The sequence below is a fragment of the Mesorhizobium opportunistum WSM2075 genome, assembly GCF_000176035.2.
Lineage (GTDB): Bacteria > Pseudomonadota > Alphaproteobacteria > Rhizobiales > Rhizobiaceae > Mesorhizobium > Mesorhizobium opportunistum.
This window is the reverse complement of record NC_015675.1, coordinates 2,449,317-2,474,159: the sequence shown is the minus strand read 5'-3', so window position 1 is coordinate 2,474,159 and position 24,843 is coordinate 2,449,317. Positions and strand designations below refer to the sequence as shown.

Annotated in this window: 25 protein-coding genes; 13 read left to right on the top strand and 12 right to left on the bottom strand. The window is 63.9% G+C overall.

What is annotated here, in order from left to right; translation table 11 throughout:
* Window positions 1–228: 228 nt before the first annotated feature.
* Both MESOP_RS11855 and MESOP_RS11850 read left to right on the top strand, forming a co-directional pair.
* Window positions 229–708, top strand: a complete 480-nt coding sequence (locus tag MESOP_RS11855; protein WP_013893576.1) for an Lrp/AsnC family transcriptional regulator — start codon at window positions 229–231, stop codon at window positions 706–708.
* A 181-nt stretch (window positions 709–889) separates the two neighbouring features.
* A complete protein-coding gene (locus MESOP_RS11850) occupies window positions 890–1,684 on the top strand; it encodes a glycosyltransferase family 2 protein (protein WP_013893575.1) in 795 nt (264 codons plus the stop codon).
* A 15-nt stretch (window positions 1,685–1,699) separates the two neighbouring features.
* Here MESOP_RS11850 and gmhB read toward each other — a convergent pair whose 3' ends face one another.
* From gmhB to MESOP_RS11830, 4 genes are all read right to left on the bottom strand, one after another.
* Entirely contained in the window at window positions 1,700–2,347 is a 648-nt protein-coding gene (gene gmhB / locus MESOP_RS11845; RefSeq protein ID WP_013893574.1) for a D-glycero-beta-D-manno-heptose 1,7-bisphosphate 7-phosphatase, read from the bottom strand.
* Window positions 2,340–2,912: a D-sedoheptulose-7-phosphate isomerase gene (locus tag MESOP_RS11840; protein ID WP_013893573.1), complete on the bottom strand. Its 573-nt coding sequence runs from the start codon at window positions 2,910–2,912 to the stop codon at window positions 2,340–2,342. Before MESOP_RS11840 ends, gmhB begins: the two co-directional genes overlap by 8 nt.
* A gap of 7 nt (window positions 2,913–2,919) precedes the next feature.
* Window positions 2,920–4,413 (bottom strand): D-glycero-beta-D-manno-heptose-7-phosphate kinase, encoded by a 1,494-nt coding sequence (rfaE1, locus tag MESOP_RS11835; RefSeq protein WP_013893572.1) that lies wholly within the window; start codon window positions 4,411–4,413, stop codon window positions 2,920–2,922.
* Between the two features lie 129 nt (window positions 4,414–4,542).
* Window positions 4,543–5,175, bottom strand: coding sequence for a LysE family translocator (locus MESOP_RS11830; RefSeq protein ID WP_013893571.1), 633 nt, complete (start codon window positions 5,173–5,175; stop codon window positions 4,543–4,545).
* 171 nt (window positions 5,176–5,346) lie between these two features.
* On the opposite strand from MESOP_RS11830, the gene rfaD reads away from it, so the two are divergent.
* The 3 genes from rfaD to waaC are packed head-to-tail and all read left to right on the top strand — an operon-like array spanning window position 5,347 to window position 8,257.
* Complete coding sequence (gene rfaD / locus MESOP_RS11825) at window positions 5,347–6,297, top strand: ADP-glyceromanno-heptose 6-epimerase (protein WP_013893570.1); 951 nt, start codon at window positions 5,347–5,349, stop codon at window positions 6,295–6,297.
* Window positions 6,270–7,277: a lipopolysaccharide heptosyltransferase II gene (gene waaF, locus MESOP_RS11820; RefSeq protein ID WP_013893569.1), complete on the top strand. Its 1,008-nt coding sequence runs from the start codon at window positions 6,270–6,272 to the stop codon at window positions 7,275–7,277. The genes rfaD and waaF overlap by 28 nt, the downstream gene beginning before the upstream one ends.
* Window positions 7,274–8,257, top strand: a complete 984-nt coding sequence (gene waaC / locus MESOP_RS11815; protein ID WP_013893568.1) for a lipopolysaccharide heptosyltransferase I — start codon at window positions 7,274–7,276, stop codon at window positions 8,255–8,257. Before waaF ends, waaC begins: the two co-directional genes overlap by 4 nt.
* 245 nt (window positions 8,258–8,502) lie before the next feature.
* Here the strand turns inward: waaC and greA are convergent, their stop codons facing one another.
* Window positions 8,503–8,976: a transcription elongation factor GreA gene (gene greA / locus MESOP_RS11810; protein WP_023767588.1), complete on the bottom strand. Its 474-nt coding sequence runs from the start codon at window positions 8,974–8,976 to the stop codon at window positions 8,503–8,505.
* A gap of 296 nt (window positions 8,977–9,272) precedes the next feature.
* Window positions 9,273–9,809, bottom strand: coding sequence for a tetratricopeptide repeat protein (locus tag MESOP_RS11805; protein WP_013893566.1), 537 nt, complete (start codon window positions 9,807–9,809; stop codon window positions 9,273–9,275).
* A 143-nt stretch (window positions 9,810–9,952) separates the two neighbouring features.
* Here MESOP_RS11805 and MESOP_RS11800 point away from each other — a divergent pair, with 143 nt between their 5' ends.
* The 3 genes from MESOP_RS11800 (at window position 9,953) to MESOP_RS11790 (ending at window position 12,555) form a co-directional block, all read left to right on the top strand.
* On the top strand, window positions 9,953–10,378 hold the full coding sequence (locus MESOP_RS11800) for a DUF3775 domain-containing protein (RefSeq protein ID WP_013893565.1): 426 nt from the start codon (window positions 9,953–9,955) through the stop codon (window positions 10,376–10,378).
* A 198-nt stretch (window positions 10,379–10,576) separates the two neighbouring features.
* Entirely contained in the window at window positions 10,577–11,632 is a 1,056-nt protein-coding gene (locus MESOP_RS11795; RefSeq protein WP_013893564.1) for an extensin-like domain-containing protein, read from the top strand.
* A gap of 116 nt (window positions 11,633–11,748) precedes the next feature.
* Window positions 11,749–12,555, top strand: a complete 807-nt coding sequence (locus MESOP_RS11790) for an extensin-like domain-containing protein (RefSeq protein ID WP_013893563.1) — start codon at window positions 11,749–11,751, stop codon at window positions 12,553–12,555.
* 7 nt (window positions 12,556–12,562) lie between these two features.
* Here the strand turns inward: MESOP_RS11790 and MESOP_RS11785 are convergent, their stop codons facing one another.
* Window positions 12,563–13,273 carry a gamma-glutamylcyclotransferase gene (locus MESOP_RS11785; protein ID WP_013893562.1) on the bottom strand — a complete coding sequence of 237 codons (711 nt, stop codon included), beginning with the start codon at window positions 13,271–13,273 and terminating at the stop codon, window positions 12,563–12,565.
* Between the two features lie 110 nt (window positions 13,274–13,383).
* Here MESOP_RS11785 and MESOP_RS11780 point away from each other — a divergent pair, with 110 nt between their 5' ends.
* Together MESOP_RS11780 and MESOP_RS11775 are read left to right on the top strand one after the other, a co-directional pair.
* A complete protein-coding gene (locus tag MESOP_RS11780; protein ID WP_013893561.1) occupies window positions 13,384–14,091 on the top strand; it encodes an LssY C-terminal domain-containing protein in 708 nt (235 codons plus the stop codon).
* Window positions 14,092–14,251: 160 nt separating this feature from the next.
* Window positions 14,252–15,562, top strand: coding sequence for a hemolysin family protein (locus MESOP_RS11775; RefSeq protein WP_013893560.1), 1,311 nt, complete (start codon window positions 14,252–14,254; stop codon window positions 15,560–15,562).
* A 3-nt stretch (window positions 15,563–15,565) separates the two neighbouring features.
* Here the strand turns inward: MESOP_RS11775 and MESOP_RS11770 are convergent, their stop codons facing one another.
* From MESOP_RS11770 to eglC, 3 genes are read right to left on the bottom strand one after another with little or no spacing between them, the layout of a single operon-like run.
* A complete protein-coding gene (locus tag MESOP_RS11770; protein WP_013893559.1) occupies window positions 15,566–16,885 on the bottom strand; it encodes an HlyD family type I secretion periplasmic adaptor subunit in 1,320 nt (439 codons plus the stop codon).
* Window positions 16,886–16,888: 3 nt separating this feature from the next.
* The gene (locus MESOP_RS11765; RefSeq protein WP_013893558.1) at window positions 16,889–18,643 is read right to left on the bottom strand and encodes a type I secretion system permease/ATPase; all 1,755 of its coding nucleotides are present in this window, start codon (window positions 18,641–18,643) and stop codon (window positions 16,889–16,891) included.
* Between the two features lie 35 nt (window positions 18,644–18,678).
* Window positions 18,679–20,154, bottom strand: coding sequence for an endo-1,3-1,4-beta-glycanase EglC (eglC, locus tag MESOP_RS11760; protein ID WP_013893557.1), 1,476 nt, complete (start codon window positions 20,152–20,154; stop codon window positions 18,679–18,681).
* 460 nt (window positions 20,155–20,614) lie between these two features.
* Between eglC and MESOP_RS11755 the strand changes: the two genes are divergently transcribed.
* The 3 genes from MESOP_RS11755 (at window position 20,615) to MESOP_RS11745 (ending at window position 23,037) form a co-directional block, all read left to right on the top strand.
* Window positions 20,615–21,517: a helix-turn-helix domain-containing protein gene (locus MESOP_RS11755; RefSeq protein WP_013893556.1), complete on the top strand. Its 903-nt coding sequence runs from the start codon at window positions 20,615–20,617 to the stop codon at window positions 21,515–21,517.
* Between the two features lie 369 nt (window positions 21,518–21,886).
* Window positions 21,887–22,666 (top strand): alpha/beta hydrolase, encoded by a 780-nt coding sequence (locus MESOP_RS11750; protein ID WP_013893555.1) that lies wholly within the window; start codon window positions 21,887–21,889, stop codon window positions 22,664–22,666.
* Window positions 22,667–22,764: 98 nt separating this feature from the next.
* Entirely contained in the window at window positions 22,765–23,037 is a 273-nt protein-coding gene (locus MESOP_RS11745; protein ID WP_013893554.1) for a hypothetical protein, read from the top strand.
* A 520-nt stretch (window positions 23,038–23,557) separates the two neighbouring features.
* On the opposite strand, the gene MESOP_RS11740 is transcribed toward MESOP_RS11745, so the two are convergent.
* Together MESOP_RS11740 and MESOP_RS35005 are read right to left on the bottom strand one after the other, a co-directional pair.
* Window positions 23,558–24,484, bottom strand: a complete 927-nt coding sequence (locus MESOP_RS11740) for a DMT family transporter (protein ID WP_013893553.1) — start codon at window positions 24,482–24,484, stop codon at window positions 23,558–23,560.
* 97 nt (window positions 24,485–24,581) lie between these two features.
* Complete coding sequence (locus MESOP_RS35005; protein WP_245265071.1) at window positions 24,582–24,737, bottom strand: hypothetical protein; 156 nt, start codon at window positions 24,735–24,737, stop codon at window positions 24,582–24,584.
* Window positions 24,738–24,843 lie beyond the last annotated feature (106 nt).

Genomic DNA, 24,843 nt, shown 5'->3' with positions numbered 1-24,843 from the left:
TGGAAAAAGACGTGGAATGTCGCGCTTAATGTAAGGGTTGCCAACCACGCCAGCAAGGCGAACGGGCCGTCGTCCCCGGAAAGCTTCGGCCTATGTGGATATTCGCGCGATGACCGCTTTTCGTTGCCGTTCCAAAATCGCGTTGATGAGGGCTGGCGTCGACACAAAAGTCGTTTAATTACAAAATCGCGAAAGATTCTTGCGCCACTCTGATCATCGAGACCTCCAATGCCGCTCAAGGCCGACCTCGACGCCATCGACTGGAAGATCCTGCGCGAATTGCAGGACGACGGCCGCATGACCAACGTCGAACTGTCGAACCGCGTCGGCATTTCGGCGCCGCCTTGCCTGCGCCGGGTCAAGCGGTTGGAGGAAGCCGGCATCATCCGAGGCTACCGCGCTCTGCTCAACGCCCCGGCGCTCGGCCTCGACGTGGTCGCCTTCTGCCTGGTCGGGCTGCATCACCAGGCCGATGCTGAACTGCGCATCTTTGCCGAGCGCACGCGCGGCTGGCCGATCGTGCGCGACGCCTGGATGGTCTCGGGCGAATCCGACTTCCTGCTGCATTGCGTGGCAAGCGACCTCGGCGCCTTCCAGACTTTCGTCATCGAGGAACTGACCTCGACGCCGAATGTCGACACGGTGCGCACCGCCCTCACCATCCGCCGGGTCAAGGATGAGGGCTTGGTCTCGTTCGAGCGCCCCTGAGGCCGGGCGAAGGCCTGTCCGCCGGCAAATTCCTTACCTTCGCCACACCGGCGCCCCGTTGGTATCAGACAGACGCTGATGTACAAGGCTGGACGGCTTGCCGGACTTCGCCGCTCGACTGACGCTCGAACAGAGCGCAAGCAGTGTTGTTCCGGGGACGGCCCGCCATGGGAAGGGGACCATGACTCGATTTGCAAGCCCGGTCTCGGCGCTTATCATCTGCGTGAACGAGGCCGATATGATCGGCCCGTGCCTGGAAAGCATCGATTTCTGCGCCGAGATCATCATCGTCGATTCCGGCTCGACCGATGGCACCGTCGAATGCGTGGAAAGCTATATCGTCAAGGGTTACCCGATAACGCTGCTGCACAATGACTGGCCGGGCTTTCCCCGACAGCGGCAATTCGCGCTCGACCATGCCAACCAGCCCTGGTGTCTTTCGATCGACCCGGACGAGCGCGTCGACGACCGGCTGCGGCAGTCGATCGTGGCCGCCACGCAGGCTGCCGACACCAAGATCGGCGGCTGGTACATCCGCCGCCGCGATTGGCTGAAGGGCTACGGCTATGCGCATCGCTGGGTGCTGCACAACAGGCTGCTGCGGCTCTTCCGGCGCGAGGGCGCCACCATGGACCTCTCCGCGCGAGTGCATGAATCCTTCCGTGTGCCCGGCGAAACCGGCACCATCGAAAACGGCGTGCTGCTGCATCGCCGCGAGATCTCGGTCGAGGAAGATCTTGCCCGGGCCAACAGCTACTCCGGCCTCAAGGCCAAAACGCTGGTCGAGAAGGGCAAGAAGCCCGGCCTGGTGCGGCTGGTGCTGTCGCCGTTCGGCAACTTCCTGAAGTTCTATCTCGCCAAGCGCTACTTCCTGTGCGGCCGGCACGGCTTCGTCTACTCGATGTCGGTGATGATCTATTCCTTCGCCACCGAGGCCAAGCTTTACGAAGCCTCGGAGCGCGACGATCAGACGTGAGCGGTCAGGCCTGGATCAGGACCCCTTGTCCCGGCCGAGCGTTTCAATGGCAGCGAGCAGACCGCCGAGGTCATCGCCGCCATGCAGGCGCCTGATGGCGAAGCCGGGCAAAGCCGCCGCCTCTCCGTCCACCAGCCATCCCTGCGCCAGGCCGGCGCGCCATCCGGCCTGCATGTCGCCCAGCCTGTCGCCGACGATAAGGGAGCGCTGGAGATCGAGATCGAGACGTTTACCCGCCTCGGCCAGCATGCCCGGATTGGGCTTGCGCATCGGATGATCCGATACGGCGAGCGGCCCGACGCCCGCCTCGTGGTAGGCGCAGGCAAGCACCATGTCGACGAATACGCCCCGCTCGCCCAACAGGTCGAGCACGCGACCGTTCACCGCCGCAAAGACGCTCCAGTCGAAATAGCCGCGCGCGATGCCCGACTGGTTGGTGACCACGACGACCGGAATCCCGTTGCGGTTGGCGGCCGCGATCGCCGGCACGATATCGTCGCGCAGCACGATCTCCGCCGGATCGCTGGGGTAATCGGTATCGACGTTGATGGTGCCGTCGCGGTCCAGGAACAGCGCCGGCGGGCGTCCCGGGAAAACCCGGTCGCCGATGCGCTCGACCCACAAGCCCGGTTCGGTCAGCGGATACGCTACCGCGTCAGCCATTGTGCAGGCGTGCTTCCACCACCTCGCACAGATGGTGGTAGAGGCACAGGTGTCCCTGCTGGATGATCGGCGTCGAGGTCGAGGGCACGTTGAGCAGGATGTCGCACAGCGGCTTCAACTTGCCGCCGGTGTCGCCGGTCAGGCCGATCACCGTCATGTCCATCATCCGCGCCTGTTCTGCGGCGGCGAGGATGCTCGGCGAATTGCCGCTGGTCGAGATCGCGAGCAGCACGCCGCCCGCCGCGCCATGCGCCTCGACCTGGCGCGAAAACACCGTGTCGAAACCGTAGTCATTGCCCCAGGCGGTCAGCACCGCGGCGTTGGCCGGCAATGCGATGACATTGTAGGCCTTGCGCTCCTTGAGGAAGCGGCCGACCAGTTCGCCGGCGATGTGGATGGCATCGCTGGCCGAGCCGCCATTGCCGGCGATCAGGAAGGCCTTGCCTGCTGAAAGCGCGGTCACCACGGCGCTCGCCGCGCGCTCCATCTCGCCGGTCAGGTCGCGCTCGACCATCGCCGTGATCGCAGCCGCCGAGCGGACCAGGTAGTCGTTCAGTTCAGACATGGAACCCTCAGTTCGTGGTGGCGCCAGCACGCAGCTTGCCGATGGTGCCGGTGGTGCTCTTGCCGGCGACGAGATCGACCAGCACCACGCGTCCGCCGGCCTTCTGCACCACATCGGCGCCGACCACGGTGTCGATCGTATAATCCGCGCCCTTGACCAGGATGTCGGGCAGAAGCGCCTCGATCAGCGCCAGCGGCGTGTCCTCCTCGAACACCACGACGGCATCGACCGAGGCAAGGGCCGCGAGCACGCAGGCGCGGTCATGCTGGTCGTTGACCGGGCGCCCCGGCCCTTTTAGCCGCCGCACCGAGGCATCGCTGTTGAGGCCGAGCACCAACCGGTCGCACTGGCTGCGCGCGGCATGCAAGAGGCTGACGTGGCCGGCATGCAGGATGTCGAAGCAGCCATTGGTGAAGCCGACGCTCAGTCCCTCCGCCTTCCAGGCCGCGACCATGCGCGCCGCCGATGCGGCATCGAGGATGGCGTCCTTGTGGGCGGTCGGTCCATGCGAGCGGAACAGCGCGCCGGCGAGTTCCTCGACCGTCAGCCGCGCGGTGCCGCGCTTGCCCACCACGACGCCGCCGGCGGCATTGGCGATCGAGGCCGCCGCGACCGGATCGGCACCGGCGGCCAGCGCCAGCGCGAAGGTCGCGATCACGGTATCGCCGGCGCCCGAGACGTCGAACACTTCGCGCGCCTGGGTGGCGATGTGGTGCGCCTCGTCGGGGCCGACCACGCTCATGCCCTTTTCGCTGCGGGTGGCGACGACGAAATCGAAGCCGTGCGCGGAAATCAGTTCACGTGCGGCCGCGACGATCTCGTCATCGGCGAACACCGCATGGCCGACGGCCTCGCCAAGCTCCTTGCGGTTAGGGGTGATGGCGGTCGCGCCGGCATAGCGGGCATAGTCGCGGCCCTTCGGGTCGACCAGCACCGGCTTTCCCGCCTCGCGGCAGATGGCGATCAGTTCTCCGGCGACGCCGTCGAGCAGGATGCCCTTGCCGTAGTCGGACAGGATAACGATATCGGCCTGCTTGAGTGCATCCCGGAAATGACCGACCAGACCAGCCCGCTCGTCGTCGTCGAGCGGCTTGATTTCTTCTTCGTCGAAACGCAGCACCTGCTGGTTGAGCGCGCTGAAGCGGCTCTTCGACGAGGTCATGCGGCCGCGCTGCTGCGAAAGCCCCATTGTTTCGGCGCCAAGCTCGCTGAGCATCCGCACCAGGCTGTCGCCGGCCGCATCGGTGCCGATCACCGAAACCGGGATGGCCCGCGCGCCAAGCGAGACTATGTTGGCCACGACATTGCCGGCGCCGCCCATGGCCGAGGCCTCGCCGCGCCCATGCAGCACCGGGATGGGCGCTTCCGGCGAGATCCGCTCGATGACGCCGTTGACGAAGCGGTCGAGGATGAGGTCGCCGACCACCAGAACGGTCACGTCGCCGAAACGCGCGATCGCGCGGTGCAAAGGTTCGGGAGAAGGCGGGTTGTGCTTGATCATGTCACTGGCAACGCGCGGGAAAGGCCGATCTCTGTCGTGCTGAAAATTGTCAATTTACGGGCCGGATCGTTCATGCCTGCCGATATACCGCAAATCCATGCAGCGCAACGGCAGGACATAGTCCGGCGGTCAGCTCTTCTGCAGGGCAACGTGGACGCCCAGTCCGACCAGCACGGCCCCGCCTGCGCGCTGCATGAGGCGCTGTGCACGGCTCGAACGCCGCAGCCGGCCGATGACGAGACCGGCCAGGAAGACGCAGACGATGTCGGCCGAGGAGAACATCAAATTGACGATGGTGCCGAGCACGACGAATTGCAGCCAGACCGGGAACGCCGCCGAGGCATCGATGAACTGCGGCAGGAAGGCCATGAAGAAGATCGCGGTCTTCGGGTTGAGCACCTCGACGGTGATGCTTTCGAAAAAGGCACGCCGCGCCGATTTCCGCTCGATGACGGGCAGCGTCGTGTCACCGTCCGCGCGCTTGCGGAACAGCGAAATGCCGAGCCAAATCAGATAGAGCGCGCCGACAAGCTTGACCGCCATGTAGAGCGGCGGCACGGCGTGGAACAGCACCGACAGGCCGGCGGCAGCGGCAAACACATGCACATAGCCGCCAAGATGAATGCCGAGTGCCGCCGTCAGCCCAGACCAGCGCCCACGCGCCATCGTCTGCGCCGCGGCATAAAGCATGGCCGGACCAGGGATGTAGGCGAAAATCGCCGTGGTGGCGAAAAACGCAATGAGCAGTTCCGTCGACGGCATTCGTTTGTTCCTTCGTGATCCAGTCCGGCAGGCGAACCAACAGAAGCGGCAGCTTTGCGGCCCCACCGTGACGTCAACCCGCCTCGCCTGCCGTCGCCCTGCACCTGCTTTGTCGACAGCCCGGCTGGCCTCCCTTATAAGGACCGGAATCGCAAGCAACCAGAGGCCTTCATGATCATCGTCACGGGCGGCGCCGGCATGATCGGCTCCAACATCGTCGCCGCGCTCAATGCCGAGGGCCATGACGACATCCTTGTCGTCGACGACCTCACCGACGGCCACAAGATCTCCAACCTCGCCGATCTTGGCATTGCCGACTATCTCGACAAGGACGATTTCCTGCCCCGCATCGAGGCCGGCTCGCTCGGCCGTATCGAGGCCGTGTTCCACCAGGGCGCCTGCTCGACCACCACAGAGTGGAACGGCAAGTTCATGATGGAGGTGAATTTTGCTTATTCGAAGCGGCTGCTGCATGCCTGCCAGGCCCTGCGCGTGCCCTTCCTCTATGCCTCCTCTGCGTCCGTATATGGCGGCGGCGCCGAGTTCCGCGAGGATCCGACGCTCGAACGGCCGCTCAATGTCTACGCCTATTCCAAGAAACTCTTCGACGACTATGTCAGGCGCAGCGTCTTTGACAGTGACCACTCGCAGGTCGCGGGCCTGCGCTACTTCAACGTCTACGGGCCGCGCGAGGCGCACAAGGGCGCCATGGCCTCGGTCGCCTTCCATCTCTTCAACCAGGTCGAGCGTGGCGAAAACCCGAAACTGTTCGGCGCCTACGATAGTTTCGGCCCTGGCGAACAGAGCCGCGACTTCATCCATGTCGGCGATGTCGCCGACGTCAATCTGTGGCTGTGGAAGCGCGGCGCGAGCGGCATCTTCAATTGCGGCACCGGCCGCGCCCAGCCGTTCCGCGCCGTCGCCGAAACCGTCATCGACACGCTCGGCAAAGGCGAGATCGAGTTCATCGAATTTCCCGACCATCTCAAGGGCAGCTACCAGAGCTTCACGCAAGCTGATATGTCCCGTTTGCGCGCGGCCGGTTACAATGGCCAGTTCCGGAGCGTCGAAACTGGCGTCAGAGACTATGTCGAATGGCTGAAAGCCCAACGATCCTCGTGATCGGCCCACGCTGGGTGGGCGATATGGTGATGGCGCAGTGCCTGTTCTCGGCGCTGAAGGAGCTGCACCCCAACGCCGCGATCGACGTGCTGGCGCCGGCCTGGGCCGCCCCGCTGGTCAAGCGCATGCCCGAAATCCGCCAGCAGATCGACTTTCCGCTGAAGCCCGGCGCGCTCGAATTCACCCATCGCCGCCGCTTCGGCCGCCTGCTGCGCGGCCGCTATGATATGGCCTATATCCTGCCGGGCAGCTGGAAGTCGGCGCTGATCCCCTTCTTTGCCCGCATCCCGCGCCGGTTCGGCCATCTCAGGGAGATGCGCTATGGCCTTTTGACCGACATCGTGCCGCTGCCCGAGGCCGCGAAACGGCGCACCGCGCAGGCCTATTTCGGCCTCGCCCAGGGTGGCACCTTCCGCGCCCCTCACCTGACCGTCGACGCCAACAACCAGGCCGCCCTGCTCGATCGTTTCGGGCTCGCGCCACAGCAATTCGTGGCCCTGATGCCCGGTGCCGAGTTCGGACCGGCCAAGCGCTGGCCGAGCGAAAGCTATGCCGGCCTGGCCCGTGACTTGATGGGCAAGGGTCTCAAGGTCGCCCTGTTCGGCTCGAAGAACGACCGCGACGTGACGGCGGAGATCGCAAGCCTCGCCCCCGGCGTCGTCGACCTCGCCGGCCAGACGCGGCTGGAAGACGCCATCGACCTGATAGCGGCGGCAAGGCTGGCGGTGTCCAACGACAGCGGGCTGATGCATGTCGCGGCGGGGGTCGGCACGCCGATCGTCGCAGTCTATGGCTCGACCTCGCCGCAAAATACACCGCCGCTGGCGGAGCGCCGCGAACTGGTCTGGCTCGGCCTGTCCTGCTCGCCCTGCCACCAGAAGATCTGCCCCCTCAGCCATCTCAACTGCCTGAAGACATTGGAAGTCGGGCAAGTCGCGGCAGCGGCGGAACGCCTGCTGGAACTTCCGGCGGCGGCATGAAGGTACTGATCGTCAAGACATCGTCGATGGGCGATGTCATTCACACCTTCCCGGCCGTCGAGGACACCAGCCTCGCCAGGCCGGACGTGTCCTTCGACTGGTGCGTCGAAGAGGCGTTCGCCGGCATCGTGGCGCTGCACCCGGCGATCGGCAGGATCCACACGGTCGGCATCCGGCGCTGGCGCAAGGCGCTGCTCGGTGGCGCCACCTGGCGCGAGGCGGCCGCGCTGCGCCGCACCTTGCGCGATTGCCGCTACGACCTTGTCATCGATGCGCAGGGCCTGTTGAAGTCGGCCCTGGTGGCACGGCAGGCGGGAGCACCGATTGCCGGCTTCGACCGGTCGAGCGCGCGCGAACCCTCGGCAACGCTGTTCTATGACGTGACCTACGGCGTGCCGCGCAACCTGCACGCCATAGAGCGCACGCGGCGGCTGTTCGGGCAGGCGCTCGGCTATCAGCCCGATCTGTCGACACTCAACTCCGGCATCGTTCCGCCGCCGGTCACTTCAACCAACATCGGCGCAAACACCGCCTTCCTGCTGCACGGCACCAGCCGTGAGGACAAGAAATGGCCGGCCGAAGACTGGATCGGGACGGCCCGCCTGCTCGTCGAGCGGGGTATGGCGCCGGTCACCACCTGGTCGAACGAGCGTGAGAAGGCCGTGGCCGAAGCGATCGCCAGGGCGGTGCCCTCCACGGCCGTGGTGCCGAAATCGCCGCTCGCCGACATCGCCGCCGTCCTCGGCCGCTCGACGCTGGTTATCGGCGCCGACACCGGCCTGACCCATCTCGCCAGCGCCTTCGGCCTGCCGACGGTCGCGGTTTTTTTGGCCACCGAGCCGGGGCTGACAGGTCCACGCGGGCCCTATGCGTCGACGCCATTGGCGCCGCCAGGTGGGCGTTTGACGCCGAGCGAGGTGGTGGCTGAGGCGGAGAGGCTGCTGGCGCGTAGAGGCGCTGCTCTGGCTGGTAAGAATTGATTTTTTCAAATGAATTCAATTGAAAAGGCTGGCGCCGCCCCTCATCTGCCTGCCGGCATCTTCTCCCCGTATAGGACGGGGAGAAGGGGCTGGCCGCAATGCTGGCGCCTATTTCTACAACCCGAAAATTAGCGAAATCACACGTGACAGCGTTTTTCTCCCCGTCCCTATACGGGGAGAAATGCCCGGTAGGGCAAGGGGCAGCGCAACCTCAACTTGAATAGGTCAGCGGCGCCCCTAATCCGCTAGATGAACTGCACCTGGACGATCTCGTAACCCCTTGCACCACCGGGGGCATTGACCTCGATGGCGTCGCCGACTTCCTTGCCGATCAGCGCGCGCGCGATCGGCGAGGAGATCGAGATGCGGCCGGACTTCACGTCGGCTTCCTGGTCGCCGACGATCTGATAAGTCTTCTTTTCCTCGGTGTCCTCGTCGACCAACACGACGGTAGCGCCGAACTTGACCTTTTCGCCGCTGAGCTTGGTGACGTCGATCACCTCGGCCCGCGCGATATAATCCTCGAGCTCGTTGACGCGGCCCTCATTGAGGCTCTGTGCCTCTTTTGCGGCATGATATTCGGCATTTTCGGACAGGTCGCCATGCGAGCGCGCTTCGGAGATCGCCTCGATGATGCGCGGCCGCTCTTCCTGCTGGCGCCAGCGCAGTTCTTCCTTCAATGACGCGAACCCCTCGCCTGTCATCGGGACCTTGTTCATCATGCCTCACCTTTCCTGCCGCCACCCCCGCGTTTCGGGGGAAGCCTTGTCGTTGGGTACAAAAAGAAAACGGTCCGGCAGCCTCGGGCTAACGGAACCGTCTCACCGCAATTTGCCCTAATATAGCAATGTCAGCGGGTTTTTCACGCCCAAAAAATGGGTTTTTCAAAAATCGTCGAGGCTGCCATCCAACCGAGGCTGCGGAGCCAATTCCAGGAACTGCTCTAACGAGACAGGTGAACAAAAAAGCGGCCGCGAACGATCGCGGCCGCTTCGAGGAATGGCCTGGAGCGTGGTCAGCTCCGCATGAAATGGTCGATCTGCTCGGCCAGCATGCCGTATTCGCGCGAGCCCTTGCCGGTGCGTTTCTCGATCTCCGCCAGCTGCTGCTGAGCGCCGGCTAGGTCGCCAATCTGCAAATGTGCCTCGCCGAGATATTCGCGCACCAGTGTGTAGTTCGGGTCGATGCGCAGCGCTTCCTCGTAGTAGCCGAGGCCGACAGTGACGCGTCCGGAATGGCGGTGCGAATAGCCGAGATAGTTGAGGATGCGCGGATCCTGCTTGTTGGCGGCGAGGCTGAGCACGGCGATCGCCTCGTCATAACGCCCGGCCATCGCCAGCGCATGTCCGGCATCATAGATGCTGTCGTCGTCCAGCATGCCTTCCTGGGGTGCCACGCATTTATGCTTCTTCTTGTCCCAGACCATGCCCTTCTTGCATTGGGTGACGGTTTCGTCGCTGCCGCCACCACTTCCGGCGGCGAACACCGGAACGACCATGAACTGCAGGGCGAGAAGCGCGCCCGCCGCCTGGATCAGCACTCTTTTATGCATCGAAGCCTCCTGGAGGGGTGAGAATAGAATACTAACGCAGGGCGGTCCGCGTTTCATCCCGGAAAAAATCAGCGTGGAGAACATCAGGTGACGGATGCCGCAAATCCGCTATCATCCGGGCAAACGACTGACGGAGACGGCCCGTGCAGCGGCGGCTTGAAAAGGACTGGGACCTTACGATCGGCCCCGACACTGTGCGCCTGTTCATCCTCAAGGCCAAGGCGCTAAGCGCGGCCGTCAACGAGGATTATACTGACGGCGCCGAGCACGAGATCGAGTTCGACGGCGGCACCCACGACAATCATCATCATGATGGCCTCGCCGAGGAAAGTTCGGAGAACCTGACCGAAGAGGAATTTCGCGAGCTGATCAACGACCTCAATGTCGACGAGGCGGCCGAACTGATCGCACTGGCCTGGGTCGGCCGCGGCGACTATGACGCGGCGGAATGGTCCGATGCCGTGACGGCGGCGCGCGAACGCGCCAACAGGCGCACGGCGAAATACCTGCTCGGCATGCCGCTGCTCGCCGATTGGCTGGAGGAAGGCCTCGAAGCAATTGGCGCGTAACGGCGCGGTTACCGATTGTGATCGGGGGAAAGCGCCTTCCAGGCAACTTCGGCATGCCGGCGCCGTTTCGAAGCGATGGCAACGCTGAGCTTTTCCCTGTTTCGCAGACTGGCGTTGTCGTTGATGGCCGCCACCTTGCTGGTGACCCCGGCCGACGCCAGGCATCGTCACAGGCATGACGGACGACCGGCGCCACGGATGGAGCAGCCGCTGACACCGCGTGCCGACCAACCGCTGGCACCCCGGGCAAGGCAGCGCCTGAAATCACGGGGCAAGCGGCACATCACCCCGGACCATATCACTCCGGACAAGGCACAACGGAAGACGCAGGACCGGCAGGCCTCGCCTGCCGATGTTCCAGTGCCTGAACCGCGTCCCGCGGACGCGCCGAAGACCGATGCCGCGACGACGGAGGAACAAAAGGCGGACGTGCCAAAGACCGCCGGGGCGGCCGGTCGGTTCAATGAAGATAAGTCCCGTCAGGAAAAGCAGGCGCACCCCGGACCGCCAGCCTCGGAGCCATCCGCCGATACGGAAAACGAGCCGGAGCCGCCGGCCGAAGTCCCGGTCCCGACACAAAGGCCCGACACCGCCGAACCAGGGGCTCAGCCGCCTGATGTCGCGCCGACGCCGCCTGAAAAACCAGCGGATGCCGGCGACGAGAAGATGCTCCCCGACCCGCGCTCTGCCGATCTGCCCGACGCGAAAATGCCGGCGGAGGAAGTCGCTTGCCGCGAGCGGTTGAAGGCGCTCGGCGTCGAATTCGAGGAGCACAAGGCTGAAAGCAATCCCGAAATCGGCTGCTCGATCCCCTATCCGCTGGTGCTGAAGAGCCTGGGCAAGTCGATTGCGATTGCCCCCAGCACCGAGCTCAACTGCCCGATGGCCGAGGCAGCCGCCCGGTTTGCCGCGGAGGTCGTGCAGCCGGCTGCAAAGGCCGAATTCGGCGCCGACCTGAAATCGATCAGCCAGGCGTCGGCCTTTGTCTGCCGTCCCCGCAACGGCACCAGGAAACTCTCGGAGCACGCTTTCGGCAACGCCCTCGACATCGCCAGCTTCACCTTATCGGACGGCAAGAAGATCGAGGTCGGGCCGGCGCCGCCGGAAAAGGACGCAAAATTCCTCGACGCCGTGCGCAAGGCCGCCTGCGGTCCGTTCAAGACCGTGCTCGGACCTGGCGCCGATGCCGACCACGCCTTGCATTTCCATCTCGATCTCGAACCGCGCCGCCATGGCGGCACGTTCTGCCAGTAAACGCGGCTGTTGCAGGATCGCCGCCGCAATTCGGCCGCATGAGTGAACGCGGTCGCTGAGTTTTCCTTTACCCTTGATCGTTAAAATGCCGGATATCCAGAAGTGGGATCCTGCAAATGGCCGGCAAATTTCGCGCCGTGTTTTTCGCCACCGCGCGCCGATCGAAACCCGTGATGCTGCTGGCCACCGGCCTCACCCTTGCGGCCGTTTCGGCCTGCAACACCGGCAGCGTGCTGTCGCTGCAGCCGGCCGTCGATGTCGGCTCGCAGACGGCGGCCGTGCCGCAATACACAGGCATGCAGAAGCTTGTCCCGTCCAATCCCTACATGACGCAGGCCGCCTATCCGCGCATGGACGAGCCGATGTCGCCGGTCGAGCAGGTTCCGGCCAGCGAGATCGATTGCCGCCGAGAGCTGAAGCGCCTCGATGTCGCCTACACCGACCTGGCACCGATCCACGAAGGCCAGTGCGGCATCGATTACCCGGTCAAGGTTACGGCCATCGGCAGCATCCAGATGAAACCCGCCGCAACGCTGACCTGCGACATGGCCGCCACCTTTGCCGCCTGGACGAAGAACGAACTCGTTCCTTCCGCGCGCTGGCGCTACTTCTCCGGCGTCAGGACCATCCACCAGGGCTCCAGCTATTCCTGCCGCAACATCGCCGGCGAAGGCGTGCTGTCCGAGCACGGCAAGGGCAACGCGCTCGACGTCATGAGCATCGAGCTCAACAATGGCGACGACATCGACGTGCGCAAGCCCGGCCTGTTCGCCTTCCGCACCCGCGGCTTCCTCAACAACGTGCGCGCCGACGGCTGCCAGTATTTCACCACCGTGCTCGGCCCCGGCTACAATTACGACCACCGCAACCATTTCCATTTCGACATCAAGAACCGCAAGAACGGTTATCGCGCCTGCCGCTAGGAAAAGCTCAAGCGTCACCGGTGGATGCGATAATTTGCCGTGCCACCAGATCCTGGATGCGCCAGAGATTCCTGTCGCGAATACCGCTTTCCTCCAGCTTGCTGACAGTCCGGAACAGATACTGCGCCGACGAGCCCCAATGTCCGGCGGCTCGCGCCAGGGTGTCCGCGACCTGCTCCAACGGCAACCGTCCGGCATAGGCCTTGCCATCCGGGGCGGCGACGAAAGCCAGAGCACGCAGCGGACCCTCCTTGGTCTTGACCTTGATCCAGCAAGGCACGTTGGTTGGCGGATTGGCATCGATCTCGCGGCGCATAAGCTGGCCGAGTTGCCCGAAATGATCTTCCGCGGGCAGTCTATAGACAATGCCATTGCAGCTGCCGCCGCGATCGAGCGCCAACATCAGGGCTGGCAATTGGCGTGTTCCGCGCCAGCGGGTTAACTTCAGGCAGAACGAGCGGTGCCATCCAGGCGCTGTCGCCGGGCGCTGCTCGACAGGAACGAATTCGGGATTCCAGATCAACGAACCATAGGCAAAGACCCACAGCGTTTCGGGTCGATATTCGGCAAGCAGTCGCTCGACCAACTCATCGAACTCCGCATCGGTGTGCTCGGTTGTTCCAGGCTCAGGGCCGGGATCCGGTTCGATGCGCTCGACCCTGACGACAAGATCGGCGGTCAACGCCATCGATCTCCGGCGCGTCGGCTTCAGCTTCATTCCAGCCCCCTGAAAAATGATGGCTGACGATAGACCGGCTGCTCATCTGTGGCCATTGATTTCCAAAGGACCGTCAGGCAACAGATACCCCCACGGATCGAGCCTCCTTCATGAGCCAACGAAGCCTCCAGCGACGCATTGCTATCTGGGTAGCGGCCCTGCTGGCCGCCTGGCTGGCGCTCGCTTATGTCGCCGCACCGGAATTCTGGACATTTCGGGAGCGCGGTTTTCGCGACCAGCGCTTCGAAATGGTGACCCATACGCCGCAAGGCATTCCCGGCGACCCGATCAATATCGGTCTCGTCGGTACTGAAAAAGAGGTGGTCCACGCCTTCGCGGTCGCCGGCTGGGACACCGCCGATGCCGTCACTTTGAGGACCGCCATCGACATCGGCGAAAGTGTCCTGTTTTCCCGCCCCTATCCCGATGCGCCGATGAGCCGGTTGCTGTTCGAAGGCCGCGCCCAGGATCTTGCCTTCGAAAAGCCCGTCGGAGACAGCGCCGACCGGCGCCACCATGTCCGCTTCTGGCAGACGGATACGGTCGGCGACGATGGCCGTCCGCTTTGGCTGGGCTCCGCGAGCTTCGATCGCGGCGTGGGGCTGAGCCACGACACCGGCGCCATCACCCACCATATCGGCCCCGACATCGACGCCGAGCGCGATTTTCTCATCGGCGACCTGCGCGCCGCCGGCGAGTTGATCTCGACCAGCGAGCTAGCCGGCATCGGCGCCACCAAAACCGGCCGCAATGGCGGCGGCGACCCCTATTTCACCGACGGCAAGGCGATCGTCGGCGTGCTGAAGCAGCCGCAGTGAAATCATGCGCACGTAGACCGGTCGGCCCGGGATCGGATTGAAAATCGCGGCGTGTTCTTCGATGTTGCCGCCGGATGTCGCCCAAGAGCCGCGACCGTCATCTTCCAAAAATCATGAAGGACTATTTTCGAGCGGCCCGCCGCAATGCTATTGAGCCCTCATGCTATACGTTGAAATTGCTATCGTGGTCGTCCTCATCTGCGTGAACGGCCTTTTGTCGATGTCCGAACTCGCCATCGTTTCATCCCGCCCCGCCCGGCTGAAGACGATGATCGACCGTGAGGTCAAAGGCGCCGGCCGCGCCCTGGCGCTCGGCTCCAATCCCGGCAAGTTCCTGTCTTCGGTGCAGATCGGCATCACCTTGGTCGGCGTGCTGTCGGGCGCGTTTTCCGGCGCCACGCTGGGCGAACGGCTGGCGCAGTTCCTGGCCTCGACCGGCATGAGGGAGACCGTCGCCGATCCGCTCGGCGTCGGCATCGTGGTTGCAATCATCACCTATTTCTCGCTGATCGTCGGCGAACTGGTGCCCAAGCAGATCGCGCTGCGCGACCCCGAGCGGGTTGCGGCCAGGGTGGCGCCGGCGATGACCATCCTTGCCACCGTCTCGGCGCCGTTGGTCTTCCTGCTCGACATTTCCGGCCGCGCCATCCTGTGGCTGCTCGGCCAGCGTGGCGAAAGCGAGGAGAAGGTCACCGACGAGGAGATCAAGATGCTGGTCGCCGAGGCCGAGCACCACGGCACCATCGAATCCGACGAGCGGCGCATGATCGCCGGCGTCATGCGGCTTGGCGACCGCGCCGTGCGCGCGGTGATGACGCCGCGCACCGAGGTCGACTGGATCAATCTGCAATCCGATGAGGCGGCCATCCGCAGGCTGTTGGTCGAGACCCAGCATTCGCGCCTGCCGGCGGGCGACGGCGGCGTCGATGTCATGGTCGGCGTCGTCCAGACGCGTGACGTGCTCGCCGCGATCCTGGCCGGCCGCACGCTCGACCCGCGCAAGCATGTGCGCGCGGCGCCAATCGTCTACGATCAGGCCGATGCGCTTGATGTGCTGCAGAAGCTGAAGGAATCCGACGTGCCGATGGCGCTGGTGCATGACGAATACGGCCATTTCGAAGGCATCGTCACCCCTGCCGATATCCTGGAGGCCATCACCGGCGTGTTCCGCGCGGACCTTGATGCCGGCGACGAGGAAAACGCCGTCAAGCGCGAGGACGGCTCATGGCTGCTTGCCGGCTATATGCAGGCCGACGAGATGGCCGAGGTTCTCGGCATCGACCTGCCCGAAAACCGCGACTACGAGACCGTCGCCGGCTATGTCCTGTCGCACATGCATCATTTGCCGGCGACCGGCGAATGCGTCGACGCTCAGGGGTGGCGCTTCGAAGTGGTCGACCTCGACGGCCGCCGCATCGACAAGCTGATCGCCACCCGCCTGCCCGGCGTCCACCGCGAAGCGGTGCGCTGACAGTCAGCGCTCCGCGAAGGCGCGAGCAAAGGAATCGAGCATCGGCCGCGCCAGATACTGGAAAAATGTCCGGTCGCCCGTGTTGATGAACGCCTCGACCGGCGTCCCGGGATAAAGCTGCTCGGGCTTCACGCCGGATGGCAATGCGGCGGCAATCTTCAGCCTGGCGCGGAAATAGGGCTCGTGCGTAGCCTGATCGATGAGCCGGTCCGCGGAAATTTGTGTCACGGTGGCTGAAACCTCCGGGGTAAGCCGCGTGTTCAAGGCGGACAATCGCAGCTTCGCCGGCTGGCCGACACGGACCTGATCGATGTCGTTGGGCCGCAGCCTTGCATCGACGACCAGGCCCGGTGCCGTGGGCAGAATCTCCATGATCTTTTCGCCGGGGGCAACCACGCTGCCCTTGGAGTTGTAGGTTGACGAGACCACGATGCCCGCCGCCGGTGCCTTGATCGTCGTTCGCCGCAGCACCGCCTCGGCCGCCCTGATCTGTTCCTCGATGTCGGCCAGGTTGGAGCGAACGTCGTCCAGCTTCGTCAGCGCCTCCTCCACGCGCTGCGTGGCGAGGTGCTCGGTCTGTTCCTGGGCCTCGACGATCTGGGTGTTGGCCGTCGCAAGATAGGCCTCCAGCGCCCCGGCTTGCCCGACAAGGTCGGCTTCGCTGCGCAAAAGCTGGGAGTATTCGCTACGATTGGTGAGGCCTCTGTCCAGCAGGCCGGTCTTGATGCCGAGTTCCTTCTTCACAACGTCGGCCTGTTGCTGAATAGCCTGTTTCTGGGCCTGCAATCCCACGACCGACTGTCGATGCATGGCCACCCGTTGGACGAGGATCGATTGTTCCGATCGAAACCGGGCGAGCCTGGCGTCGAATTCCTTCTGCTGTTCTTCAACCAGCGTCTCGAAATCGCGCTGGAACGGTGCTGGCGCCGTTTCGGTGATTGGCGCCAGCCGGTCCAACCCGTCGCGTTCCGCCTCCAGCCGCGCCGCGCTCGCCCTGAGCGCGATCGACTGTCGCGTCAACCGGTTGAGCTCGGCCCGCGCGGCTGTTGGATCCAGCACGATCAAATCCTGGGCCTGTTGCACGCGATCGCCTTCATGGACCAGCAATTCCTGGATGATGCCGCCCTCGGGATGCTGGATCAGGATGTTTCCGCCTGTCGCCGAGATCGTTCCTTGCGTGATCACCGCTCCAGACAACGGCGCCGTGACGGCCCAATAGCCAAAGCAACCCACCAATAGCGCTATTGCCGCGTATCCGGCGGATGCCACACGCCTTATGTCGGTGCGCGGACTGCCTTCCCGGGCGAGGCTCTGCACCGCCATGGTCTATGATCCAAAGCGGGTGTTATGCATGCGGACCGTCGTGGCGAACGAGCCCGTCACCACGGGATTCTGCCGGGGAATGCCCTTGCCGGCGCCCGTGCTGGCCCCAGACTGCCGCAACACCTCGCCGCTTGGGCCGAAGGCTTCGATCACGCCGCCGCGCAAAAGCATCACGCGGTCGCAGGACGCGGCGATCGAAGGACGGTGCGTGATCACGATTGTCGTGACGCCGGCCGCTTTCACAGCGGCAAGCACCGCTTCGAGCGCGGCTTCGCCCGCGCCGTCGAGATGGGCGCTGGGCTCGTCCAACACGAGGATCTTGGGCTTGCCGTAAAAGGCGCGCGCAAGCCCGATCCGCTGGCGCTCGCCACCCGACAGCGTCCTGTCCGACGGGCCTATCAATGTCTGGTAGCCGTCCCGCTGCGCCAGGATCAGTTCATGCGCCTCGGCCCGCCTTGCTGCCTCGATGATCGAGGCGTCATCCGCATCGGGGTCGAAGCGGGCGACGTTTTGCGCGATCGACCCTGGAAAGAGCTCCACCTCCTGGGCCAGGTAGCCGAGATGCTTTCCGAGCAGGCTTTCGTCCCAGGTCCTGAGGTCGGCGCCGTCGATCCTGACCGCGCCGCCGGTCGGCTGGGCGGCGCCCACAAGCAACCGCGCCAGCGTCGATTTGCCGGCGCCGCTCGGGCCGACGATGGCCAACGCTTCGCCGGCGCCGATCTGGAAGTTCAGGCGCTTGAGGATGGGTTCGGTGCCAGGCTGGGCATTCGGCGCCATGAAGAAAACGTCCTGCACGGAAATCGCGCCGGTAGGATTGGGCAGGATCAGCTTGCGCGCTTCAGCCGGACGCGCCGCAAGCGCCGTCTCCAGCCGTTTCCACGCTCGCCGGGCATCGGCGATCTGCCGCCAGGCGCCGATCAACTGGTCGAGCGGCTGCAGTGCCCGCGACGATACCAGCGAGGACGCGAAGATCATGCCTGCCGTCATCTGCCCCCTGAGCACCAGCCATGCGCCGGTGCCGAGGATCGCCAGCTGCAGCATCATGCGCAGCGCCCGCGAGGCGCCGCTGAAGATTGCATTGGCACTCGAGGAACGGTCATGGAAGGTGAGTGCAGCCGCGACGTACCCTCCCCAGACCCGCGCGGCGTTCTCCACCATGCCCATGGCGCGCAGCGTCTCGGCATTGCGGGCAAAAGCCTGTTCCGCCTGGCTGGCCAAAGCCGAACGCTCGGCCGAGAAAGCATCGTTCCTGCCGATGGCAAGCTGATTGGCCACGACCAGGAAAAGCAGAAGCGCCGCGCCGGCGACCGTCACCCAGAACAGCACCGGATGGATGAGATAGAGCAGTGCGAAGAAGACAGGAGCGAAGGGCAGGTCGAACACCACCGCCACGCCGCGCGACCTGATGAAGGCGCAGACCGAGGCAAGGTCGCGCAGCGGCGACAGGCCGCCGGCATATCTTGCGCCAAGCGAAACCGCGAATGTGCCAGCGCCCAGCTTCCGGTCGACGGTCGCCGAGACGCGCTGCGTGTAAACGGCACGGATCGCGTCCAGCAGCCCGAGGAAAGCGAGCGCAAGAACCGCAATGGCCGAGAGATAGACAAGCGTCTCGACGCTGGAGGATGGCAGCACGCGGTCATAGACCTGCAGCAGGTAGAGCGGGATCACCAACAGCAGGATGTTGATCAACAAAGAGAAGACGCCGACATCGGCGATGGCGCGCATGAAAACCGGACGCAGGCCGGACGGTCGAGTCATTTCGGCATTCCCCGCGGCTGCATGATCCCGAGACCTCAGGCGTGGCCTCCAAACTCGGAACCGCCATGCAGTGTGCTGCTGGCGATGCTGTGCGTGGCGGTGCTGCTGTTCAGGGCGTTCGCCGGCGCATTGTCCAGCGTATAGGCGCGGATGTAGTCGATCTTCATCTCGGCCGGCGTGGCCAGGTGATCCGGAGGGGTGCCGGCAAAGCCGCCGACCGCGAGATCGGCCAGCATGTACATCGGCTTGTTCATGTCGGACGGTGTCGCGGCTTCGGCGACCTGCACACCGTCATAGGTCCAGACGAGCTTGTCCGGCGTCCACAGCAGGCCATAGGTGTGGAAGCCGGCGGTATCCGAGACACTCACCGTCGAGGAGACCTTGACGTGCGTACCGGTTTCATTCGTGTGCGCCGTCATGATCAACGAGTTCGGGGCTTGGCCGGCAGTCTCCACGACATCGAGTTCCGGCGGCCACGAACCGTCTTCCGGCAGCAGCCAGAAGGCCGGCCAGGCGCCGGCGTGCTCGGGCAGGTCGGCCCGCATTTCGAAATAGCCATAGGTCTGCGAGAAGGTGTCGTGGGTCGTCAGGATGCCGGAGGTGTATTCGTAATTGTTGATCAGCGGCTTGATATCCGCCGGCGCCTGCGCCGCGGTGATGGTAAGCACGCCGTTTTCCACGCTGAACGGGTGGACGGAACTCGTCGGTGCGTAATTGGCGTCGATATACCACTGCAGTTCGCCATTGCCGCTCAAGGTGCTGCCGTTCGGCGCTCCCCACGAGAAGTTGGTGTCCCAGGTGCCGCCCTGGCTATTGTGAAGGTTCAGCGTGTTGAAATCATCGCTGAAGGACAGGCTCATTCCGGACTTGTCGATCGGCAATTCGAACTGGCTGGGCTGCAGCTTGTCGATGGTCGTGTCCTTGAACTCGAGGATCTCGCCGGATCCGAGGTTCAACAGCACGTTCGATCCCGCCTGGATCATGCTCGAGTGGATGGCGTCGAACGACGTGAACCCGTAGCCGTTGAGGCGCACGGTGTCGGTGGCGGCAAAATTCGCTATCAGGTCGCTTCCATTGCCTTTCGAGATGATGAAAGTGTCGTAACCGCCGCCGCCGTCGATCAGCACATCGTTTCCCGCGCCGCCGTCCAGCGTCTGGTGTCCGGCCGTGGCGGTGATGATGTTGTCCAGCCCATTCCCGAAAGCATAGTTATTGGCGTGTGTGACGATGAGGTTCTCGACATTATCGGGGAGCTTGTAGCTCATCCATGTGCTGATCGTGTCGATGCCGGCCCCAGCGCCCTCGGCCACCTTGTTGCCCGCCGCATAGAGGTAATAGATGTCGTCGCCCGTGCCGCCGTGCATGGTGACGTTGACACCGGATGCTCCGTAGATGGAGTCATTTCCGGAGCTGCCGTACAAGTCCGGTCCGGACCCTGCCGCCGAGAACCAGTGGTTGGAAGCGCCGCTGTAGGGAAGAGGAACGCCCAACGCGTTGACGAAGAAGCTCATCGGACAAATCCTCCTCGTGATGCCAGGCCTGCTTGAACCGCTCGACACGGGTTCGAGGCGGGTGCATCCGGACCAACGTTGCCACGCACGATATCGTTCCGGGAACTTGCCACATAGATCAACATTACATCGAGCATTCAGTGAGGTTTTCTGGACTGAAAGCACAACGATCCGGGAAATGGTCTACGGACAGTAATTCGTCCGGCGAAATATTTAATAAAATTTGCGGCGACGACAGGCTAGGGATGGCCTGTGTCCCAGTCCTGCGCAGGCTCGCACCTCCTGCACTGCAAGATCGTTCAATCGTTCGATGATCAAGCCTTCTACCGATGGAGGTGAAAATTCGAGCGGACGTCACAACCCGGCCCGCCAATTTTTGGCGGTGTCCAGCCTGGATCACCTTCTGTATGATCTTCTATGAAGACCGCCGTGAACGTGCATGGGCAGCAAGGAGGTTTCGATGGTCCTCAACGTTCCGCGCGTCGATATCGCGACCGTACCGATCGGCCTGCCCCCCAATGCCGGCAAGCTGGCGGTCAAGGCCGTCGCGTGCTCACGGCTGATCGCGGCCGACATCCGCTATGGCCTGACGCCGACAAGCCACCAGCCGCAATTCCCCAGTTGGGACGACGCCTTCAGCATCGGCGTGCGGCTCAAGGACGAGACCAGCGACATCCATGTCGACGGCCGCAACTACGCGCATCCGCGACGGAACGGCGAAACTCATGTGCTGTATTTGTCGGGGGTCGAGCACATCGATTTCAGCACCCCGCGCCACACGATCGAGACCCTGCTGCCGCGAAGTTTCATGCGCGAGATCGCCGATGACCTGGAAGTACCGCATGTCACCTATCTCGGGCGAAGCGCCTTCCACGTAACGGCCGATCCGGTGCTGCGGCATCTGACCCTGCGAACCCAACCTTTCTTCGCCGCGCCCGAAACGCTCGATCCGTTGCTGGCCGATCATTTCATGTGGAGCCTCGGCATCTATGTCTGCGCGCATTACGGCGATCTCGGAATACGGCGACGCATCACCGGCGGCTTGAACACGTGGCAGGAGCGGCTCGCCAAGGAGGTGATCGAGACCAGCCTGGTGGGCGGCATCGGCCTTGCCGAACTCGCTGGATTGTGCGGGCTCGGAACCAGCCAGTTCGCGCACGCCTTCAGGAAATCGACCGGCATGGCGCCGTATCAGTGGTTGGTGAAGCGCCGCGTCGAGCGCGCCAGGGAGATGCTTGCCGGAACGGCCTCCCTTGCCGACGTCGCGCTTATGAGCGGCTTTGCCGACCAGAGCCATCTGACCCGCGTCTTCTCCCGGCATATGGGGCTGACGCCGGGCAAATTGCGGGCCTGCCTTCAATAAAGCTCGAGACCTCGAGGTCTTCGTCGAACCTGTCGAAGGGATTCCACCGTCGTCGAGGTCCGGCCAGCCATGCGATCCAGGCGTCGGAGCCCGGCGCGGTCGCCGAACTCGTCGAGGAAGCCGCCCAGACGGCGAAGTGATCGTAAATCAGCCGACTTCGACGACGCCGATCATCAGATCCCGGTGGACCCTGACGAAGGCCGATCCACCCGCGCTGCGCCACCGCAGGATCGTTCAATCAGACAGCTGATCCAGTCGCTAGCCTGGTTTTCGGATGGTCCGGGCAGTTGCACAGCCGTGTGTCCCTCCCGCGACCAGCCGACCAATTTTCCTGAAACAAGCAATTTTTCCTGAAAGAGGAGTCTTCGAATGTCGACCGCACTGACATTGATTGCCGCCGCCGTGGGGCTCACCCTGGGCGTCAACGCGACCGCGGCCTTTGCCGCGAATACCAAGCCGACGAAGTCCATCGTTCTCGTGCATGGCGGCTTCGTCGACGGGTCCGGCTGGGAGGGTGTCTACGAGATCCTCAAGAAGGACGGCTACGATGTGACGATCGTCCAGAACCCGACCATCTCGCTTGCCGATGATGTCGCGGTCACCAGGCGCGCCATCGCCGCCGCTCCCAACCCGGTCATCCTGGTCGGCCACTCCTACGGCGGCGCCGTGGTGTCGGAGGCCGGCACCGATCCGAAGGTGGCGGGCGTGGTCTACATCACGGCCTTCGCCCTCGATGCGGGTGAGTCCGTTTCAAGCCTGATCGCCAACCCGCCGCCGGGAGCTCCGGTGCCGCCGATCCTACCGCCGGTCGATGGCTTCCTGTTCCTCGACAAGGCGAAATTTCCGGCCTCGTTCGCCGCCGACGTGCGGCCCGATCTTGCCTCGTTCATGGCGGATTCGCAGGTTCCGTGGGCGCTCGCGGCCTTGGATGGCAAGGTCACCGCACCCGCCTGGAAGGTCAAGCCCAGCTGGTACCTGATTGCGACCGAAGACAAGATGATCCCGCCCGATGCCCAGCGCTTCATGTCGAAGCGCGCCGGCTCCACGGTCGTCGAGGTTCCAGGCAGCCACGCGATCTACGTGTCCAAGCCCGGTCCGGTCGCGGAGTTGATCGAAACGGCCGCTGAGACGGCACCGGCCGCAAACTGATCGGCTCCAGCGGCCCGATCCGGCTGCTGCCCGTCATCCCATTACCAAGGCGGTCATGAATTGGCATGACCGCTCAACACAAGAGAGAGGAGCATACGATGAACTTCAGAGATACCTGCCTTGCGGCAATCGCCGTTTTCGCCATCGGCGGCGGCGCCGTCGCGGGCGCACTCGACGAGCCGTCCAACATGGCACCCTTCTACGCGGATTCGGCCCTGAAACAGTTGAAGCCGATGCCCGAGTTCAAGAAGGTGTTCATGGCAATGCCGAAGGAAAAGCAGGAAGAAGTGCACAGGCTCTGTCAGGACGCAGCAATGAGCAAGCCGCATGCCGAGTTCTGTGCCGACGTGAACGCGCTTGCCGGATCCTGATACCCCCTATCGAGGTTCAAGCCCTGCTAAGGGTTTGATAAAGAGCGCCGGCGGCAACGCCGGCGTTCTTTTGCCGTAAGAGTTACAAGATCATGCCCTGGCAGACCGGCATATGCCCGGCGCCGGACGGACCGCAGACCCAGTACGGGACGGGGTGAAGGGTGATCATGATGACTGCGAGGATCAGGTTCACGCAATGCCCTCCAAGGTATCATCGCTTCAGTATCGCGACCACGGACGCCAAGTGCAGCGCCTTGCGAAACTTGATCCAGAAGTTGAACCAAGAGATTTGGAAATTCTCAACCTTGCAATGACTGTCATCACAGCGGATACACTCTTGTCAATTTAAAAATTCGCTGCGCAGCCATGTTCACTTTTTGGTTGAAGCGACATTGCTGCATCCAAATGCAATATTAGAAATATCTAATACTTTTGCAGGTCGAACCGATCGCTGTGACGGGTCCCGCTGCCCGCCCGCATGGGCGACAAGAGCAACAGCGCCCGAAGCCGAGGGAGATCCTCAAACCGCGGCTTCGATCGGCTCGGCAAGTCTGGGATTGGAGCGAGAGGCGATCAGGCAGCTGGCCACGATAAGGCCGGCTCCCGTCAGCGTGGTCCAGGTCGCCGCCTCGTTGAAGAAGAACCAGCCGATCGCGACCGCCCAGATGAAGGCTGAATATTCCGTCGGGATCAGATATTGCGCTTCGGCGCGCGCATAGGCCCAGCTCATCAGGAACTGGCCGGCGAGCGACAGCGCCGTCACCCCGGCCAGCGGAAGCCAGAGATTGCCCGGCAGGGCGACGGCGAGCCAGGGCGCGGCAAAGCCAAGCGTGATCGCGACGCAAAGGTTCTGGAACAGCATGATCTCGATCGGCTTGGCCACCTGGGCCTGCCGTCGCGCAAGGATCAGATTGTAGGCGTAGAACACCGTCGATGCGAGCACCGCCGCCGTGCCGAGCAGCGCATCCTTGGGGTAGCTCGCCTGCCCGAACTGCCCGGCCATGATGATTATGACTCCGGCGATACCTGCCAGCGAAGCCCAGATCGCCTGGCGCTGTATGCGTTCGCCCAAAAGCAGCGCCGCCAGCAGGAGCGCAAACAGGGGCGCGACGAAGCTGAGCCCGATCGCTTCGGCCAGCGGCAGCCTGGCCAGACCCCAGAAGAAGGACAACAAGACGATGCCGACGACCACGGCGCGCAGCGCATGCAGCCTCAGCACGGAAAGCGTGGGCCACGAGCGCGTCCCTGCCGACCATGCCGCGCCGGCGACCACCGTCGCCAGCATGCTGCGCCACAGCACCGTGTTGTAGACGCCCACGGCGATGACCAGGACCTTCATCGCCGCATCCATCGCCGACAGGAGGAAGATACCGAGCGCGCAGACGAGCACCGGGATCATGGGGGAAACGACGCCTGCCAGGCTGGATGACTTCACTGGGTTGCTCATGTGATGGATCGCAACCTGACATATCAGGGCGCAAAGGCGGGACCAGATGGCAGCCCCGCTGATGTGAGGGTCCAACCCGCAATCGATGATGTATCCCTCAGTGTGCGTCCGGGGGCGGCGGCTTTGGCGCGACGTTGCGCAGGAACGGACCCAGCGTGGTCGCGATGACGAACGCGACCATGATCACCAGGAACGCATCGGCGTAGGCCGTGGTGGAGGCCTCGCGATAGGCGAGCGCCCAGGTCCAGCTCATCGAAGACCTCGGTTTTGGCACGCTCGTTCAATCGCGAAAGGTCGCGGCAGCGGCCCAATGAATGATGCAGGCCGGCACCAATGCCGGCCTGCATTGGATTCAGCCG